This is a genomic window from Salegentibacter mishustinae (genome assembly GCF_002900095.1).
In the GTDB taxonomy this organism is placed as follows: domain Bacteria; phylum Bacteroidota; class Bacteroidia; order Flavobacteriales; family Flavobacteriaceae; genus Salegentibacter; species Salegentibacter mishustinae.
Genome location: NZ_LLKN01000002.1, coordinates 1,367,498 through 1,386,072, shown reverse-complemented (window position 1 = coordinate 1,386,072; position 18,575 = coordinate 1,367,498). Strand labels below are relative to the sequence as shown.

The following is an 18,575-nucleotide window of genomic DNA, read 5'->3' as shown; positions in this document are numbered from 1 at the left end:
ATGTATAACTTCAGTTTTAATAAAACCTATTTTTGGCTCTTGCTATTTACGTTTTCAGTAATGGAAGTTAGCGCTCAGGAGAATCCTCCTATTCCCATTGAAGTTGAAGTAAGAACTTCCAGAAACCTTAATTTTGGTTCATTTACGGCTGGAAATAGTGGCGGAAATGTTACGGTAAGCTATGACGATCAGCGCAGCGTAGATGGGGATATTTTTGAACTGAATTTCGGTCAACCCGTATCTGCAGCTTTATTCGATGTTTATGCCAATCCGGGTACAATCATTCAAATTGAAGATATGGGACCCTTCACTTTAGAGAACCAGGAGACCGGGCTCCAAATTCAACTTTTTATCAATAGTTTTAGCACCGGTCAAAGAACATTTGTAACCCAGGCTCCCAATGCTCAAACTCCTAACGAAATTTTTGTAGGTGGAACTTTAAGAATTCCATCCGATAATTCAGGTAACCTGCCGGGCACATATTTTGGAAATTTTACGCTTAATTTTATTCACCAATAGCAAGAACGCTTCGCTTGATGCAAACACTACCCTGCGCTTTTACTGTTGAGTTTTACATAAAACTTTCACTATTCATATTCTTAGTATTCTTTACTCTTCCGGGAACGGCCCAGGAAGATTTTCCTGAATACGATGAGTTAAGCGTAGAAATGAATGTACCCGATCTTGGTGTGATAGAAATTCCAATCGCTATTAAAGGTCAGGATGCCTATATTCCTGTTAAAGAGCTTTTTGATTATCTCAAGATCAAGAACGAAGAAACCGAGAATGGTGTAGAAGGCTTTATTATTAATCCCGATTCTTCTTACGTTATAAACCCTTCAGAGAATAGAATTCTTTATAAAGACCGGGAATTTGGTCTTAGTGATGAGCAATACATAAAAACACCGCTAAACCTCTATTTGAAATCAAATCTTTTTGGGCAAATTTTCGGCTTAAACACAAACTTTTCATTTAGAAGTCTCTCAGTAACTATGAAGACTGAAAAAGACCTGCCTGTTATAAAAGAAATGCGACTTAAAAAAGTAAGGGAGAATCTTAATCGCGTAAAAGGTATTATAGAGCCCGATACTACCATGGCCAGGCGCTATCCTTTTTTTAAGGGAGGTGCTCTAGATTGGGGTGTAGTCACTACACAGCAAAGTGAATTTGAAGATGATAATCGTCTATCTCTAGGGCTTGGTACGATGTTTTTAGGTGGGGAAACCAACCTCATGCTTAACTATTCTACTCGGGTTCCTTTTGATTCCAGAAACCAATTTTACCAATGGCGTTATATAAATAATGAAAGTAAAATTTTTAAACAGGTAACAGCAGGTAGAATTTTTACTCGTGCTACCTCTTCTCTATTTGCGCCGGTTAGTGGTGTACAAATTAGCAATAGCCCATTTCAAAACCGCAGGTCTTTTGGAATCTATGTGCTTAACGATTATACCGAACCTCGATGGACGGTAGAATTGTATGTGAATAATGTTTTAGTTGAATTTACCCAGGCAGATGCCTCGGGTTTCTATACTTTTGATGTTCCGCTAATGTATGGAAACACCGCGGTGAGCCTCCGATTTTACGGCCCATACGGGGAAGAACGAATTCAGGAAAGAGTAATTAATATTCCGTATAATTTTGTTCCTAAAAATGAACTGGAATATACGCTTAGCGCAGGAATCGTTGAAAATGATGATTTAAATCGCTTTTCTCGCGTAAATTTTAATTACGGATTAAGTAATGCTGTAACTATAGGTGGTGGAGCAGAATATCTTACCGGTGTTACCAGTGGGGAAGTGATGCCTTTTGTAAATTCTTCCATTCGTTTTGCTTCAAATTTTCTCTTTACGGGTGAATACATGCATGGCGTTAAAGGAGAAGGGATTTTGAGTTATAGAACCCCGGGGAATCTTCAGGTAGACCTTAATTATATAAAATATGATGAAGATCAAACCGCAATTAATTTTAATTACCTGGAAGAAAGAAAAATAAGCTTTTCGGCACCTATTCGAGCTAAAAATTTCTCGATGTTTAGTCGGTTTAGTGTAAACCAGATCATTATGCCTACTACCGAGTTTACCACAGCTCAATTATTACTTTCTGGTGCAATAATGGGTATTAGCACAAACCTAACTACTTACGGGATTTATAATGATCGGGTAAAGGAGCCCACAATTTATACCTCACTTTCTCAGAATTACAGGCTTCCGAATAAATTCCTTTTTTCACCACAAGTACAATATGATTTTAGTCGAAATCAATTTAATAATATAATTCTTGAAATAGAACGCCCGGTTTTTGAGCAGGGTTTTGTCAATTTTGCTTACGAAAACAATCTTTTGCGAAACGCTCATATTTTTGAAGTCGGTTTAAGGTATGCTTTCAATTTTGCCGAAACCTCGGTAACTTCAAGGCTTGGGAATAGAAATAATTCTTTTGTACAATCTGCTCGCGGAAGTTTACTGTTAGACGACAATACAGGCTATATAATGGCGAATAATCGTACTGCTATGTCTAAAGCCGCATTAAGTATTATTCCGTTCTTAGACTATAATACCAATGGAAAAAGAGATCCTATGGAGCCTGCGGTAAGTGGAATGGAAATTAAAAACATGTCTGGCAGGCTTTCCTATAATGAAGACGAAACGGTACTTAGAATTACCGAACTTCAACCCTATATTGATCTCATCCTGGAAGTTGATCCAAACAGCCTGGATAATATTGCGTGGAAGGTTAAGAATGAAAAGATAAAAGTGCATACCATTCCAAACCAGTTCCAGGAAATTGAAGTTCCTGTAGAAGTTTTAGGTGAAGTTGCAGGGATGGTTTATTTTAAAGAAGGTAACAGCCTTCGTGGCCAGGGTAGAATTACAGTGAATATTATAGATGAAGACGGAAGCATTGTAAAAGAAATTTTAACTGAAGGAGACGGTTACTTTACTTACCTGGGATTAAAACCAGGGAATTATACCGCTGAAATTGATCCTGTTCAAATGCAGAAACTTGGTTACAAAGCCATGAACGCCATAGATTTCGAAATTCAGGTAGATGAATACGGTGATATTGTAGATACGCTTGAATTTACTATCGAAGAAAAATAATTAGATCAAAAACCATAGAATTAGGGAAACTAAAAGACCTACAACCGCAATCAAGGTGGTCATTACCGTCCAGGTTTTAAAAGTTTGTTTTTCGGTGAGTCCCAAGTATTGTCCCACCAACCAAAATCCACTATCATTTACGTGAGATAATATTGAAGCTCCTGAGGCAATCGCAATAACAATTAGTGAAGTTTGGGCCATAGAATACTCACCACCTGTTAGAACGGGTGCGGTAATACCTGCAGCGGTGATCATAGCTACGGTAGAAGATCCCTGTAAAACCCGCACCAGCGCTGCTACAATAAATCCAAAAAGCAAAGGATTAAACCAGGCATTGTTTAATGCATCAGCAATCATTTCACCAGCACCGGTATTGATCAGGATTTGTTTAAAAGCACCGCCGGCGCCGGTAAGTAAGATTATTATTCCTGCTGCCTGAAAAGATTTTGTAGCCACTTTCTTTAAAAATTCCTTTTGCATTCCTCGTTTAACACCTAAAAAATACCAGGCAATAAGATTCGCAATAATTAAAGCTGAAAAAGGATGTCCTACTAATTCTATGGTATATAAAATACTTCCCGGAATTGAAACTCCATCAAATAAAGGACTTTGCACTAAAGTATTTGCCACAATTAGGAAAATAGGAATTAGAATTATAGAAATAATAAGTCCCGGGGATGGTGCTTTTTCTTCATCGTATTCAATCTCTTCAGAAAATGTTTTTGGTTCAATTTTTATTCTTTTTGAAATAAAACGAGCAAAAATAGGTCCGCTGATAATTGCGGCGGGAATTCCTGCCAGGAAACCAAAAACGATTACCCAGCCCAAATCGGCTCCCAGAATATCGGCAACCGCAATTGGTCCCGGAGTTGGCGGAATAAAAGCGTGAGTAATTGCCAAACCGGCCAATAAAGGCAATGCATATAGCAAAAGCGATTTTCCTGTTCTCTTGCTCAGGGCATAAGTTACGGGTACCAAAATAATAAAAGCAACATCAAAGAAAACGGGAATGGCCACTGCAAAACCGGTAACCATCATTGCCCAGGGTGCTCTTTTATCACCGGTTTTCTTTAGTAAGAAGGAAGCCAAACGTTGTGCACCACCAGATTGTTCTAAAACTCCACCAAATAAAGCCCCCAAGCCAACTACCGTCGCTACAAAGCCAAGTGTGCTTCCCATCCCGTCTTTCATAGTCTCCAGGATTTCGGTAGCGGGCATTCCTGCAAAAATTCCAACGGCTATACAAACAATTAAAAGAGATAAAAATGCCTGTATTTTTAATTTTAAAATAAGGAATAGCAAAAGAGCGATTCCGGCAAAAACAGCAAAGAGTAATTGTAGTTCCATTAATTATTGCTTTTCCATTGGGTATGAAAAAATTCACCTCGCGGTTTATCGTTTCGCTCATAAGTATGAGCTCCAAAATAATCTCGTTGCGCCTGTATCATATTTGCTGCATTTTGTGCTGAAGTAAAATTTAATAGGTAGTTCGCGGCAGCTGATAAGAACGGAACGCTATAACCCGCCTGCAATGAGGTAGCAACTATATTGGTTAATGAAGCCTGATACTGTTTTATTGCTGATATCATATTTTTATCCAGTAATAAATGGGCATCTGAATCTTTAAAAACTTCTACCAGATCTTCCATTAAGCCAGATCTTATGATGCAGCCATTGGTCCAAACCCTGGAAATTTCTGATAAATTGAGCTTCCAGTTGTATTCTGAAGACGCAACTCGAAGAAGATCATAACCTATTGCATGATTAATAATACTCGCTGATTTATAGGCGCGAAATAATTCTTCTTTAATCTCATCTAATTTCCCTTCTTGATTATTTGAGGGGTTATATAATTTCGAAGCTTCTATTCGAATTTCCTTCATTCCTGAAATATTCCTGGCCAAAACCGCTGCCGTAATTGTATCTAAAGGCACTCCAAGCTCTAAAGCTGCGTTAGTAGACCAACCACCTGTCCCCTTTTGCTTCGCAGCATCCAGGACTTTATCTATAAGAAAACCTTCATTTTCTTTTTTCCGAAGAATATCCACCGAAATTTCTAACAAATAGCTTTTCATTTCTCTGTTCCAGACTTCAAAAAGATCGGCTATCGCTTCAGGATTAATTTGGGTATAAAAGCGCAAAAGATGATAAATTTCAGCAATAAGTTGCATTTCGCCATACTCAATTCCATTGTGCAGCATTTTTACAAAATGCCCGGCGCCGTCTGGTCCTATATGGGTACAGCATGGATTTCCATTCTTATCTTTGGCCGCTATTTTTTCCAGAAATGGCCCCAATTGCTTATAGGCTTCCACAGAACCACCAGGCATCACAGAGGGGCCTTTTAAAGCTCCTTCTTCGCCGCCAGATATACCGCAGCCCATTAAATGAACTCCCTGCTCCTGTAAAGCCTGTTCCCTCCGCAAAGTATCTTTATAATGAGAATTACCGCCATCGGTAATGATATCTCCTTTATCTAAACAAGGAAGCAGGTTTTCTATTACTGTATCAACGGCAGCGCCGGCATTTACCATTAATATTATCTTCCTGGGGCGTTGTAGTGATTTCACAAAATCCTGTAAATCGTCAAAACCTTTAAAGATGAATTTTTCAGCGTTTTCCTGCACAAAATCTTTAGCGATACCTTCTTCTTTACCGGGAACGTGCCGATTAAAAACCGATACCTTAAAACCTTTTGAAAGCAGGTTTAGAGCAAGACTCTTTCCCATTACTCCAAGACCAATAAGCCCGATTTCTGCTTCGGGAAGATTTAAATTCGCCATAATTTCTTTTAAAATATTTTCTTCAGAAGTATTTACGTTAATTCTTAATCCATAAGTTGGTTCTTCCAGGGTTTCAAATTGAGAGTTGAGCATTTCAGGCTTAAAATAATGTCCTTTTCTGGATTTTAACCTGTTTAAGATCACCTGAAATTCCGCCTGAAGAAAAATCCAGTACAATTCCTTTTCAGGAATTGATGTTAATTGTTTTCGGTACTTCTCTTTTAAAGCTGAGCAAGCCAATACCGCTCCACCATTTTTGTTCCACCTTATAATGTTTTGAGCCAAAACCTTTAACCAACCTTTTCTATCCTTATCCTCCAGTGGAATCCCGTTTTTCATCTTTTCCACATTTTCCGGAGGATGAAAATCATCGGCATCGTAAAAGGGCAGATCTAGTTTCTCTGCAAGCAATTTTCCGATGGTAGTTTTACCAGATCCAGAAACGCCCATCATAACATATACCGCCATTAGTAGGTTATTTTTAGAATTTCTAGCTTTCGAATTTCTTCCCCCAGTTTAAAGTCTACTTTATCGCCAACCTTCTTTCCCGTAACGGCTTTAGCAATAGGTGCCACAAAAGCGATCTTTTGCTTTTTTACATTGGCTTCATCTACACCTACAATTTGAAACTCCTGTTTATTTCCATTCTGTAATAATTCTACTAATGCACCAAAACGAACCTCGTCTGCAGGCTGGTCTTCCGGTTTTAATAATCTTGCAGTACTAATTCTTTCCCGCAAAAGTTTTAGTTTTCCGTCTATAACTGCCTGTGCCCTTCTTCTTTCGGTATCATTTTGTTTATCAAGATTGGCTCTTTCCTCAATAAGCGCTTCTTCTTCATTTTTTAATTCTTTTAAACCGTTTGGCGTAACATAATTTGTTTCTCCCGCCGGTAACGCCGCTCTGGGCGGAATTATTGGAGCTTCTTCCTGGTCGTCTTCTTTAACAAATCCTCTACTCATCTTTCTGTTTTAAGCTTCAAAATAGCAATTATAAAGGCTCGATGAAAAATTATCTGCATTTAATAAATCATAAATATTTCAGAAGAAGCTTTTAAACGTTGGCTATTCGCTTATTTTTATTTCATAAATTTAAATAATGAGCCTCGAGATAGCCATATTGTTTTTGATTATAATTGTGGTGATCATTCTATTTGCCCTGGAAGTCTTTCCTGTAGATAAAATTGCTTTTTTTATTCTAGCAGCGCTTTTACTCACAAATTTGGTAAGTCCCGAAGAAGCTATTTCAGGATTTTCAAGTCCTGCAACTATCACCGTGCTGGCTTTAATGATTATCGCCATTGGGCTGGAAACCAACGGAGTTATAGACTGGTTGGCTAGCGGCCTCAAAAATTTACGAGTGCTCCCCGTTTTTCTAATGGTTCCTGTTTTTATGTTTATTGCAGGAAGCATTTCAGCTTTTATCAATACTACGGCCGTGGTGATTGTTTTTATTAAAATTATTACAGAGTTATCTGCCCGGTACGATATCCCAAATTCAAAATTACTCTTACCTATTTCTTTTGCCGGAATTATTGGAGGAAGCTGCACGCTTATGGGTACTTCTACCAACCTTATTGTGAATGCTGTAGCAATAGATCGCGGTGTAGAACGCTTTGGCTTTTTTGAATTTACCTGGTATGGTGTAATTTTTATGGTAATTACCATAGTTGTAGTGAGCTCTATGATCAAATTCCTGCCCAGAAGCAAAAAAACAAAAATTAGTGAAGACTATAATCTGGATGAATATATCACCAAAGTAATTATTAAAAGTAACTCCAGCGCGATTGGAAAGAGTATTGGAGAAAGCTTTTTGTCTGATGAAGACGATATTGAAGTTTTGAGACTTAAGAGAAATGGAATTATTAATGACTGGCCAGGAAAATTTACCACGCTTAAAGACGGAGATCAACTTTTATTGCGTTGCAACCTTGAAAATTTATTAAAATTAAAAGATGCAGAAGGTTTTACCGTAATTAAAGAAGAAGACAATAAGAAACTGGCAGATCCTATTATCGATTCTGAAGAGTTGGAGGAAAACGTACAGGTAGTAGAAATTCTAATGTTACCAAACTCTCCCCTCATTGGTAAAAGTATTAAAACAGTGGGGTGGTACGATCTTCACGGGGCTGTTCCTCTAGCCATTAGAAAACGTAGAAACTTTAGAAACCCGAGGAGAAGAATTTTTAACCGTGGAAAGGATGAAATTGAATTAAGGGTTGGAGATCGTTTACTGGTAGAAGTTAGCGAAAGCGCTTTGGAAGAGTTGCAAAAAATTGAAAACGTCACTATCCTGCAACAGCATAAAAATATTGAAGTTACCACAGTCACAAAAAGATATCTTTCTTTAGGAATTTTATTAGTGGTTATTGGACTCTCTGCATTTTCTATTTTCCCAATATTAAAAAGCGCAATTATTGGTTGCTTTCTTATGATTTTCACTAAATGTATAGACCTTGGTAAGATCTATGAGCAGGTAAACTGGCAAATTATTTTCCTGCTGGCAGGGATGATTCCCCTGGGTGTGGCTATGAATAATACCGGTGCAGACCAATGGATCTCAGATCAATTACTGCTGGTTTTTGAAAATCAAACCGATACTATTATTATTGGAATTTTATTTCTGGTAACCATGATCTTAAGCGGATTTATCTCTAACAATGCCACGGCAATTATAATCACACCTATCGCAATAAGTATTGCTGCTAGTATGCAAATGGATCCTAAGCCTTTTATACTTTCGGTTCTATTTGCTTCCAATTTTAGCTTTTTTACGCCGGTTGGCTACCAAACAAATACCATAATTTACGGAATGGGTATTTATCGCTTTAGGCATTTCTTTATTATTGGTGGCCTTGTATCTCTGGTACTTTGGGTAACAGCCTCCCTCCTGCTTTCTGCTAGTTTTTAATTAGGAATCTGGTACAATTTCAGGTATTTTTGAAAAAAAATTATGCAGTGTCTTCTTGTTATTGGTTGTGTTTGGCCCGAACCTAATTCTTCTGCCGCCGGTAGCCGTATGCTTCAATTACTGGAATTTTTTCTTGCTGAAAATTATAAGATCACCTTTGTAACTACCGCGGCCAGAAGTGAATTTGCTGTAGATCTGGAAAAAATGAATATTGCTTCTGAAGTGATTAAAATGAATCATCCTTCATTTGATGAATTATTAAAAAATGTTCAACCAGATCTAGTGCTTTTTGATCGATTTATGACCGAAGAGCAATTTGGCTGGAGAGTAGATGAAAATTGTCCGGAAGCCATTAAAATTCTGGATACGGAAGATCTTCATTTCTTACGAAAAACAAGAATAGAAGCTTTTAAGAAGAATAAAAACTCAAAAGATCTTTATTTTGATGCCGAAATCACAAAAAGGGAGATCGCGAGCATTTATCGTTGTGATCTTAGTCTCATAATTTCGGAAGCTGAAATAAAATTACTGCAAGAGGAATTTAGAATAAGTTCTAAACTTCTGTACTATCTTCCTTTCCAGCTGGAACCCATTTCCGAAGAAGAGAAAATTAACCTGCCTGGATTCGAACAGCGTAATAATTTTATAAGTATTGGTAATTTTCTTCACGAACCCAACTGGAATGCCATTCTATATCTAAAAGAGGAAATTTGGCCATTGATAAGAAAGGAAGTACCCGGGGCGAAACTTTATATTTACGGCGCTTATCCCTCCCAGAAAGTCTGGAATTTGCATAATGAGAAAGAAGGATTTATCGTAAAAGGCCGGGCTGAAAATGCTGAAGCTATAATGCGAAATGCAAAAGTTTGTCTCGCACCAATAAGATTTGGCGCCGGTTTAAAAGGAAAACTCATTCAGGCAATGCAATGCGGCACACCTGCTGTAACTACCTCAATTGGAGCTGAAGGAATTCCAGGAGATTTAGCCTGGAATGGATATATCACCAACGATCAGCAAGAATTTGCAAAAAAAGCCGTGTGTTTATATACCGAGGAAAATCTTTGGAAAGATGCAATAGAAAATGGATTTAGAATTATTAATTCAAGATTTAACAAAATAGAACATCAACAGGAATTTTCTAAAAAATTAGCTGAGCTTATTCAGAATATAAGTGTTTACAGAAGAGAGAATTTTGTGGGTAGAATGCTACAACATCATCAGCATAGAAGCACTTATTTTATGGCTAAATTCATAGAAGAAAAGGAGAAAAGTAAACTACTTTAAAGCAAGCTCATTAAGCATTAGAATTGAAAAATATAATTTGATTTCGAGGCATCCCGACTTGGGACGGAGCATTCAATCTCGAATATCAAGAAATAAAAAAACCGCCGGTTAAAATTAGCCTACCGGCGGTTTTCACTACACAAAAGGAACAGTCTCCTGTTCACAAACAGAAAATCAAACAAATTGAGGCATTATTCGCTCCTCAAACAATTTTCGGTTTAGACCCTTTAAGGTCTGCACCTTGTTTTTTGTATCTACCAACAGAGAAATGTTGTTATTGCTACCACCGTAAGAAATCATTCTCACAGAAATATCATTTAGTAATTCAAATAAGCGACTGGTGCTTTTATCTTCAATAAGGCCTTCGCCCACAATACAAATAATACTATGATCTTTCTCTACGGTAATCTCACCATAGTCGTTTAATTCTTCCAGGATCTCATTTAAATTCCTGTCGTCGTCTATGGTTAGGGAAATCGCAATTTCTGAAGTGGTAATCATATCAATTGCGGTTTCATACTTATCAAAGACTTCAAATATTTTTTTAAGAAAACCGTGTGCCATCAACATTCTATTCGATTTGATCTTAATGGCGGTAATTCCGTCCTTTGCCGAAATCGCTTTAAGCCCCCGGGAGTGGATCTCTGCGGAAATTCTTGTTCCCGGAAGATCAGGTGTAAATGTATTTTTTAAGAATAACGGAATTTGCTTTTTTATAACCGGAGAAATAGTTTGTGGATGCAGAATCTTAGCTCCAAAATAAGCCAGCTCTGATGCTTCTTCAAAACTTAACTCGGCTATCGCGTGCGTATTTTCAACATATCTTGGATCGTTATTATGAAAACCATCAATATCAGTCCAGATCTGGACTTCTTCAGCCTCTACCGCTGCAGCCAGAATAGTTGCGCTATAATCGCTACCACCTCTTTTTAATGTGCTAATTGAGTTCTGTGCATCTAATCTAACAAAACCCTGAGTAATATAAATGTCTGATGCTTCAAGGTTTTCTATGCTCTTTTGAAAAAGCTTTCCTACTAAATTAGTATCGGGATTTTCAAGGTTTGAGACTTGCATAAATTCCTTAGCATTCAGAAAATTATTCTGAATTCCTGAATTAGTTAAAAATGTAGAGAAAATGTAAGTGAGCATGGTTTCGCCCGTGGTAACCACTTCAGCATAAACTCTTTCTGAATAATTACTTTTACAAACCTCCTTTAAATTGTTAAGTACTTTACTTACAAAGTTCTTCGCCTGGATGTTTAGCTCAGGTTCATTTATAAGTGAATCAATGGTATTTTCGTGCTTTTCTTTTAATTCAGCAATAATATTAGCAATTGCTAAATTATCTTCAGATTTAATAAGTTCAGTGATCTCCACCAATTTATTTGTCACCCCCGCCATAGCAGAAAGAACAAGAACCTTCTTCCCTTCCCTGGATGCTAAAATATTTTTTACATTCCTGATGCTCTCTACAGAGCCTACAGATGTTCCACCAAACTTTAATACTTTCATCGCTAAGTCTTTTATTATACTTCAGTTTTTAACTTAGTTGGTTACTAAAATAACTGAATGCATAATTAGAATTTAAGCTTCCTGCGACAAAAAATATCTCTCAATTTATATACATTTGCACAAAATGTACAATATTTAACAATGAAGACGATAACTACTTGTGTTCACGATATTATAAGGCACCAACCATTCCTGGATGATGCTATTGCACGTGATATTATAAATTTTAGTGGACTCGCAGAAGATATCCAGCCCCAGGTAGAAAAAGAAATGCGGAAACCTGTAAAACAGGGTTCTATTATTATGGCTTTACGCCGTTACGCGCCGCATAGGACGAAAATAAATATGCAACATTTAAGGGAGTTGGGAGATATTGTAGTTAGATCTGGAATTACAGAATACACTTTTTTAAATTCCAACACAATTATCGCTAATAAAGCCCGATTACTGGATGCAGTAAAGGATCAAACCGGAGTTTACCTTAATTATTTCAGTAATTACCAGGAAAGTAATATCCTGGTATCTTCCAGTCTTACTAACCTGGTTGAAGATTGTTTTAGAAGCGAGAGACGCGTCTCTATTAAAGAAGAACTTTCTTCGATAACCATTGCTCTACCTAAAAACAGTTCGCAGTTTGTAGGGCTTTATTTTTATTTATTTAAATTGTTGGCTTACGAAGGGATTCCAATTTTCGAAATGATCTCTACTTCGAATTATTTCGCGCTCTTTTTAGAAGAAGAATATGTAAACCAGGCATTTTTGCTGATTAACGAAATAAAAAAGTAATAGTAAGCCATTAAAAAATTATAAAACGAAACCTTTAACTAAGTCTGAAATAACCAACTCTAACTGATCTAATCTTTAATTTGCATAGAAATGAATAAAAATTCATTCGATAATTTAATGATTCTTGCTGTAGCGGTAATACTTCTTTTTGTTAGTTTTCTTGAAAAAGAAGAATATGCTTCCATTGGTTTGATCCCGCTAGCCTTTTTATTTCTAAGTGGGAAGTTATTTTATAAAAAGTCCTAGGAACAAGAGCTTCTGATACAACAACCTTATTGTCAAGCTTTAATTAAAACTGATAAAATTGATTAATAAACAAGTTTCAGGACTGTGATTAGAATGTTGCCAGTTAGTTACCACAATTCGAAGTAGAATCCTGAAATCGCTACACCAATAATCAAAATAATAAGTACAGTGATGATAAAGCCAATTCCAAAATTGGTTTTCTTATTTTCTTTAAGGATATAATCTTCAGACCCTTTATCGTTTTTATCTTTCTTTAGTTGCATTTGATTGGTTTATATCAAAAATAAAATTTCAGAAATATGAAATTGATAACAATATCATAAATTATTGCAACTGGTACCACCAAACAGCGTTTTGATGATTCATTGGTAGTAATAATTGATCTTTTTCAACATCAAAAAAGATGTCTCCTGCGCTTTTTTCAGAGGTTAAGACTTCAACTATTTCACCATCTTTTTTTATAAGATGAATTTTTCCTGTACCCCAGTCTGAAATATAAAATGCATCTTCACCAACCGGTTGTACTCCATCCAGATTTCCAATTCCTTCTTTTGATATTTTCTCGATTTCACGAGTATCCATATCCACTTTCAGAAAATTACCATCGTTATTTTCTCCCCAGGCAGCTGCGTAAAGATGATCTTTCTGTGCAAAAAGTCCGTTTACATATTCTAATCTCGTGCTATCTAAATATTCAATTATTTCGCCATTTTTATCTTCAGGGATCATCATATTTGCTGAATCGCCAGGCATTAAATAAATAGCACTCTTCCCTGAATCTGAAATGAAAATATTTCCAACAGCATCAACAGTGATATCGTTTAATGATTTTGAGCCTTCTACCTGGATTCTACGAAGTATTTTTGAATCTTCAATACTAATCTCAATAAGTTCATTATTATTGGTTACATAAACTTTATCGTCTTTTATCAGCAAACCTTTTGGATCTTTTAAGCCATCTATCCATTTTAGCTCTATAATTTCACCTTCAGCAGAAACCCTGGAGATAAATCCATCGCCTTCTTCCCTATCGGCCATATTCGAAATATAATATTCGTTTTTATCTTGATTAAAAACCACCGATTCCGGATGACTGAAACCTTCAACTTTCTTAATCAGTTTAGCCGACGTGCTTTGCGCATAAAGTCCGCTGCATATCATTAAGCTTAGTAAAAGCAATTTGAATGTATGTATTTTCATCATATTAAGTTTTGATTTTCATAAAGATACAAAATTGGAAGTTTTAGAGAATTTAAGGTTTACCCGCCCATGCTGCTAAATATTTGCTAATTCTAAAATTCAAAATGCCTTTTCAACTAAATTAGTATTGACTTAACCTAAAAACATCCTTATTATGAAAAGTATTTTAAGGGCTATTTTAGCCGGCTGGGGCGCCAAAAAACTAGGCGGTGGTTGTGGTTGTTTTGGAATAATCGTGGTATTTATAATCCTCTGGATAATTCTTGGTTACCTGGGATTGGGTTAATTATTCGTATTTACTCATTATACTATTCCACTCCATAGTTTTTAAAACCCCGATAAGTACAGGATTAATCTCGTCTACTAAAACAGAATTCTTAGGAAAACTATAGCCGTAATAATCTTTTTTAAGGGTTTTGGGAAGAACTTCTATTTCATCTTCCAGACCCCTTCTCTTAATTTCATAGCGTAAAATGGGTTCATCGTATACAAAAAGTTTGGTTTCTTCGTTTTCCAGCAATGCTATACCTTCCTTTTCGTCTATCACTTCATTATGTTCTATATTGTAAAGGTTTAGTAGCTCTTGCGCACTACTACTTTCTACACTAGTCACTTCAAATTTAGAGAGATCCTGTACAGAATTTATCTCATCGTTCATAGTTTGCACGGTTAAGGATGAAGCGATTCCTGCTGTTAAACTGGAAATAATTATTATAGCCATAAACATCCAAATAAGCGCTATTACACGTCCACCGGTTGTTCTGGGTGATTTATCTCCATAGCCAACAGTGGTCATAGTTACAGCGCTCCACCAAAATCCCTGAAGAATCCCACGAGAACCATTTCCAAATTCTTCGGCATTCTTTTTTCTTTCAAAAACCCATACCAGAAATCCGAAAATAAAGATTACCGCCAATAAAATTAAAATTGCCGAAATAAAATTCCAGCTAAACAGATTTCCTAAATAACTAAAGATTTGGGACTCACTTCTTTTGGCCACGCCTGTATGCGAAATAAAATATGGCTGGGAAAAATCCATTCGCTTCATTCTATTATCGGTAACGGTTACCGGGTTAATACTAAAGTCTACCTCGTTGTTTTCTATTCCGTTTAAAAGCTCGGCCAGAGAGCCATATTCCTTAAATTCATAATCTAAATTCATTTTTTCATTGATCAATTCCCAGGAATCAATGCTCAAACCGGCATATTCGCCATTTTCCTCCATCACAAATGGTGGAGTTGGCGTAACTCCAATTATCATTTTTTTGGAAAGATCCAGGCTATCTGGCGATTGCTGTGCATTAAAACTTAAACTGGAAATTAGAAGGGTAAATAGAAAAAAGTATTTTTTAATCATTAAGAATTTTCGTTTTGCGTTTTGTTATTATTTGAAATTGAATCTCGTGGAACCTCATAATAGATCTTTAATTTTTTACGGCCAAACTTTCTGGCCTTTTTGACGTCCTCACCCATATAGATATCTATTTTATTTTTCCATCTATAATGCATTTTATCTTTTACTCGAAAAACCCCTTCAAAACCTTCTATTTTAACCGGCGTATTGTGATCTAAACCTTTTTTTATAAGATCCCGGGAAACTGCAATAGCTTTTAGTCCGGGTTTTAGAGTATCTCCCCAGGCAGTTATATTTGCACCGCCGGCTCCCGTTTGCCAACTCACCGAATTATATGCTGAAACCGAAACTTCTAAAGTATCCCAAACAGTAGGTGTTTCATCAGAATTTTTATTATTAAAGTTACAAGCTGAAAAGCTGAAGTAAAAAATTACCAGGTATACAATTACTCCAACTTTCATACGATATATTCTTTGGATTATTATTTTAGCTCAGCTTCCAACCTTCGCGGTATTCTCTGCGCACAAATTGATTGGCTTCATCGAAATTAGTTACCCGCATATTTTCTGAATCCCAAAGCATTTTAATATCGCGCCCGGGATAATTATAAAAAACATCTCCATTAGCGCGCTTTTGTTCATTCCTTACATCGTAACCTCTGATGGCCAGGTTAGCAATTAAAAGCGTTTCAGTTAAAGGTCCGGCAATTTCAAAAGGAGAACTCAACTCTTTTTTCCCGTAACCGGCAATTGCTCCTTCTACCCATTGTGCATAATGCCCTTCTTCTCCTCCGGGAACGCGATCATATTTTTCGGCTACATTAACTTCATCGGTTTTTGAAGTTGGCAATAAACGTGGATTTCTTCCATAAGTACCACACATCATTTTTCCTTTATCACCAATAAATAAAACGCCATTTCCACCATCGCCAAAGGTTTCATTTGGACCAAGTTCTTCCGGTCTCTTTGGTTTAATTCCACCGTCCATCCAATGCAAAGTTACATCTTCATTGGTTTTTTCGGTTTTAGGGAATGTCATTACCGCATGACTTGATGGCGGACAACTTTCAGGGAAATACCCTCTCTTAAACTCATCTATATAAACACTTCCAACACTACACTGAACATCTTTTGGATGGCCCAGACCTAAAACACGATAAGGTGCCTCAATTAAATGACATCCCATATCACCAAGTGCGCCGGTACCATAATCCCACCAGCCTCGCCAGTTAAAAGGAACAAGTCCTTCTATATAATTTTTATAGGGAGCAGTATTCAACCATAAATCCCAGTCTAAACCTTCAGGAACCGCAGTGGTTTTTCCTTTTGGCCAGGGAATTCCCTGTGGCCAAACCGGGCGATCTGTCCAAACATAAACGGTATGCACTTTTCCTATTAGATTTGTATCATACCATTCTCGCATTTTTCTAACTCCGTCACCAGAAGCTCCCTGGTTTCCCATTTGGGTAACAACCTGGTATTTTTCTGCAGCTTCGGTAAGTTGCCTGGCTTCATAAATATCGTGTGTTAAAGGCTTTTGAACGTAAACCGGTTTACCTAGCTCCATGGCGGCCAATGCCTGTACAGCGTGACCATGATCTGGAGTTGAAATAGAAACAGCATCTATGTTTTTTGCTTCTTTTTCTAACATTTCTCGGTAATCGGTATAAAACTTAGCCTTTGGAAATCGAGCTATAGAATTTGCCGCTCTTCTTTTATCTACATCACATAAAAAACCAATATCGGCCTTTCCAGATTGATAAAAACTATTGATATCACTCTCTCCTTTTCCTCCTACTCCTATTCCTGCGACCACCAATTTATCACTCGGTGCTAAAAACCCGGGACCACCCATAACGTGCCTGGGAATAATACTAATTCCGGCAGTAGCCAATGCTGTGGTTTTCAAAAAACTTCTTCTGGAATTTGTTTTTGGGGTGTGCTTTTCTTTCATCTTTTCGGAGTATTTAATTGTAGTTGATTGGTTTTACGCTATAATTTTCTAAAAGTTAAGTTAATAAATGTATTTACTTATTACCAAAATTCCAATTTTAATATTAAGCCATTGTCTTTCAATACCTAACATTCGAGAATATATGCATATTGAAATGTTAATGTTTTTTAAAGATTTTGGGATTATAACTGCCACAATTTGGAAGCGCATTTAATAACTGTACCTTTGCATTCTTTAACGGGCAGCATGTTAATAAAGCCCATTATAATTTTTGAAAAACAACATTATGAGTCAAGTAAAAGCAAATGACACGGTAAAGGTACATTACACAGGTAAACTAGCTGACGGGCAGGTTTTTGATAGCTCCGTAGAAAGAGGTGAGCCTATAGAATTTACTATGGGACAGGGACAGTTAATTCCTGGTTTCGAAAAAGGCCTTATCGATATGGAAGTGAACGAAAAGAAAACCATAAATATTCCTAAAGAAGAAGCTTACGGAGAGCCAAGAGAAGAGCTTGTACAAGAAGTACAAAAGAGCCAGCTTCCGGAAGAAATTAAGCCAGAAGTAGGAATGGGACTTGTTTCTAAAAGCCCTGACGGTCAGGAAATGAATCTTGTGGTTAAAGATGTAAAAGAAGACACTATTGTGGTAGATGGAAATCACCCACTAGCAGGTAAAGACCTGGTATTTGATCTTGAAGTAGTAGAGATCAAGTAAGTTTCTAAAACTTATATATAAAAGCCCGAAGCCTCCTGGTTTCGGGCTTTTTTGTTTTATAAATGCAAAAAATTAAAATAGGTTAATCGCAATTGTTCCTTTCGAGGCAATTTTAGAATTTCTAAATAATCCATAAATAGTAAAATCTAGACTATCGAGTGAGATTTGGGTTAAGGTTTTGATAATAATTTTAGATTGCCTTTAATGATTCCTATCTTAGAACTAAATCAAAAAAAATAATATTATGAAAAGAAATGGAACCGCAATTTGGAAAGGTAGTCTTAAAGAAGGTAAAGGAACAATTAGTACCCAAAGTGGTATTTTGGATAAAACGCAGTACTCTTTTAAAACCAGGTTTGAAGATGGTAAAGGCACCAATCCTGAAGAACTTATAGGTGCTGCACATTCCGGGTGTTTTACCATGCAGCTTTCGGCTAATCTTACTGAAGAAGGTTTTGAGCCTGATGAATTAGAAACTAAATCTGAAATCACTTTTGAAGATGGAGCGGTGAAAAAGTCACACTTAATTTTAAAAGCAAAAGTAAAAGGAATTGAGAAAGAGCAGTTCGAGAAAATAGCCAACGATGCTAAAGAAAATTGCCCTATTTCTAAATTACTGGATACAGAAATAACATTAGAATCTGAATTGATTCAATAAACTTTTGAGGAGCTTATCCTAAAGAATATAAGCCACGAATTCACCAATATAAATTAGTGAATTCGTG

General features: G+C 36.6%; 18 protein-coding genes. 9 read left to right on the top strand and 9 right to left on the bottom strand.

The genetic code is table 11. The annotated features are described in order from the left end of the window. Together APB85_RS09210 and APB85_RS09205 are read left to right on the top strand one after the other, a co-directional pair. Complete coding sequence (locus tag APB85_RS09210) at positions 1–519, top strand: DUF4402 domain-containing protein (RefSeq protein WP_083482233.1); 519 nt, start codon at positions 1–3, stop codon at positions 517–519. A 17-nt stretch (positions 520–536) separates the two neighbouring features. After that, positions 537–3,104: a carboxypeptidase-like regulatory domain-containing protein gene (locus APB85_RS09205; protein WP_057483071.1), complete on the top strand. Its 2,568-nt coding sequence runs from the start codon at positions 537–539 to the stop codon at positions 3,102–3,104. On the opposite strand, the gene APB85_RS09200 is transcribed toward APB85_RS09205, so the two are convergent. The 3 genes from APB85_RS09200 to APB85_RS09190 are packed head-to-tail and all read right to left on the bottom strand — an operon-like array spanning position 3,105 to position 6,849. Continuing rightward, positions 3,105–4,451 carry a GntP family permease gene (locus APB85_RS09200; protein ID WP_057483070.1) on the bottom strand — a complete coding sequence of 449 codons (1,347 nt, stop codon included), beginning with the start codon at positions 4,449–4,451 and terminating at the stop codon, positions 3,105–3,107. After that, positions 4,451–6,355, bottom strand: a complete 1,905-nt coding sequence (gene gndA, locus APB85_RS09195; RefSeq protein ID WP_201780901.1) for an NADP-dependent phosphogluconate dehydrogenase — start codon at positions 6,353–6,355, stop codon at positions 4,451–4,453. The genes APB85_RS09200 and gndA overlap by 1 nt, the downstream gene beginning before the upstream one ends. Continuing rightward, a complete protein-coding gene (locus tag APB85_RS09190; protein ID WP_057483069.1) occupies positions 6,355–6,849 on the bottom strand; it encodes a GreA/GreB family elongation factor in 495 nt (164 codons plus the stop codon). Before APB85_RS09190 ends, gndA begins: the two co-directional genes overlap by 1 nt. 136 nt (positions 6,850–6,985) lie before the next feature. On the opposite strand from APB85_RS09190, the gene APB85_RS09185 reads away from it, so the two are divergent. Together APB85_RS09185 and APB85_RS09180 are read left to right on the top strand one after the other, a co-directional pair. Next, entirely contained in the window at positions 6,986–8,797 is a 1,812-nt protein-coding gene (locus tag APB85_RS09185) for an SLC13 family permease (RefSeq protein ID WP_057483068.1), read from the top strand. 42 nt (positions 8,798–8,839) lie between these two features. Further along, positions 8,840–10,081: a glycosyltransferase gene (locus APB85_RS09180; protein WP_057483067.1), complete on the top strand. Its 1,242-nt coding sequence runs from the start codon at positions 8,840–8,842 to the stop codon at positions 10,079–10,081. 174 nt (positions 10,082–10,255) lie between these two features. Here the strand turns inward: APB85_RS09180 and APB85_RS09175 are convergent, their stop codons facing one another. Further along, positions 10,256–11,593: an aspartate kinase gene (locus APB85_RS09175; RefSeq protein ID WP_057483066.1), complete on the bottom strand. Its 1,338-nt coding sequence runs from the start codon at positions 11,591–11,593 to the stop codon at positions 10,256–10,258. 141 nt (positions 11,594–11,734) lie between these two features. Here APB85_RS09175 and APB85_RS09170 point away from each other — a divergent pair, with 141 nt between their 5' ends. Beyond that, positions 11,735–12,379 carry a hypothetical protein gene (locus APB85_RS09170; protein ID WP_057483065.1) on the top strand — a complete coding sequence of 215 codons (645 nt, stop codon included), beginning with the start codon at positions 11,735–11,737 and terminating at the stop codon, positions 12,377–12,379. 90 nt (positions 12,380–12,469) lie between these two features. After that, entirely contained in the window at positions 12,470–12,625 is a 156-nt protein-coding gene (locus APB85_RS17310) for a hypothetical protein (protein ID WP_160319259.1), read from the top strand. 107 nt (positions 12,626–12,732) lie between these two features. Here APB85_RS17310 and APB85_RS17305 read toward each other — a convergent pair whose 3' ends face one another. Both APB85_RS17305 and APB85_RS09165 read right to left on the bottom strand, forming a co-directional pair. Then, positions 12,733–12,888, bottom strand: a complete 156-nt coding sequence (locus APB85_RS17305) for a hypothetical protein (protein ID WP_169929154.1) — start codon at positions 12,886–12,888, stop codon at positions 12,733–12,735. A 61-nt stretch (positions 12,889–12,949) separates the two neighbouring features. Further along, entirely contained in the window at positions 12,950–13,828 is an 879-nt protein-coding gene (locus APB85_RS09165) for an NHL repeat-containing protein (RefSeq protein ID WP_146035377.1), read from the bottom strand. 151 nt (positions 13,829–13,979) lie between these two features. Here APB85_RS09165 and APB85_RS17590 point away from each other — a divergent pair, with 151 nt between their 5' ends. After that, complete coding sequence (locus APB85_RS17590; protein WP_262506276.1) at positions 13,980–14,111, top strand: hypothetical protein; 132 nt, start codon at positions 13,980–13,982, stop codon at positions 14,109–14,111. On the opposite strand, the gene APB85_RS09160 is transcribed toward APB85_RS17590, so the two are convergent. The 3 genes from APB85_RS09160 to APB85_RS09150 are packed head-to-tail and all read right to left on the bottom strand — an operon-like array spanning position 14,112 to position 17,132. Then, positions 14,112–15,182 (bottom strand): transporter substrate-binding domain-containing protein, encoded by a 1,071-nt coding sequence (locus tag APB85_RS09160; RefSeq protein WP_057483063.1) that lies wholly within the window; start codon positions 15,180–15,182, stop codon positions 14,112–14,114. Beyond that, complete coding sequence (locus APB85_RS09155; protein WP_057483062.1) at positions 15,182–15,640, bottom strand: 3D domain-containing protein; 459 nt, start codon at positions 15,638–15,640, stop codon at positions 15,182–15,184. The genes APB85_RS09160 and APB85_RS09155 overlap by 1 nt, the downstream gene beginning before the upstream one ends. Positions 15,641–15,665: 25 nt before the next feature. Further along, complete coding sequence (locus APB85_RS09150; protein WP_057483061.1) at positions 15,666–17,132, bottom strand: Gfo/Idh/MocA family protein; 1,467 nt, start codon at positions 17,130–17,132, stop codon at positions 15,666–15,668. 286 nt (positions 17,133–17,418) lie between these two features. Between APB85_RS09150 and APB85_RS09145 the strand changes: the two genes are divergently transcribed. Continuing rightward, positions 17,419–17,850 (top strand): FKBP-type peptidyl-prolyl cis-trans isomerase, encoded by a 432-nt coding sequence (locus APB85_RS09145; RefSeq protein WP_057483060.1) that lies wholly within the window; start codon positions 17,419–17,421, stop codon positions 17,848–17,850. Between the two features lie 244 nt (positions 17,851–18,094). Continuing rightward, complete coding sequence (locus APB85_RS09140) at positions 18,095–18,508, top strand: OsmC family protein (RefSeq protein WP_057483059.1); 414 nt, start codon at positions 18,095–18,097, stop codon at positions 18,506–18,508. Positions 18,509–18,575: the final 67 nt, after the last annotated feature.